Below are 482 nucleotides of genomic sequence, written 5' to 3' on the forward strand. Positions count from 1 at the left end.
CTTCCAATGGCAATTCACCCAACTGCTGCATGGGGGGCTGCATCGGCACGCGGCCGCCTGAATTGCCGATTTCGCTCAGCGGCTGCTGAATGGCGGCGGCTTGCGGCGTATTCAGGACCCTCTCCGCTGGCCACAACAGCGCTGTGGACTGTTCATTGTTGATGATCAGCCGCTCGGGTGGCAGGTGGTTGCCCTGGTCAAGCGCATCCGGCGAGGGCCGGATCTGCTGTTGGCTGGCAGCTAACACTGGCGGGGCGGCGGCCTCAACTCCGGCGTGCCCAGAGCCGGTCGCTGCGAACGCGTCGGCCACGATGCTGTTGTGGTCACCCGGTCCAGCGGGCATCCCTGGGTCGCTGAAAAAAGACGAGGCGGCTTGATCATCCTGCCGTCGCTGAAGCACTTCGCTCAACCCCTGTTCCAGTCGCAGAACCTCCTCTGGACTGGTTGGCGACTCATCAGCTTGATCGAACAGCCTCCGGGCC

At 63.9% G+C, this 482-nt stretch carries 1 pseudogene; it reads right to left on the reverse strand.

Annotation, left to right across the window (positions count from 1 at the left end):
* Positions 1 to 409 (reverse strand): annotated as a pseudogene (locus tag AC0L3E_RS34630) (Ulp1 family isopeptidase); the annotation flags it as partial.
* Between the last annotated feature and the right edge of the window lie 73 nt (positions 410 to 482).

Source organism: Mesorhizobium sp. WSM4822 (genome assembly GCF_055811155.1).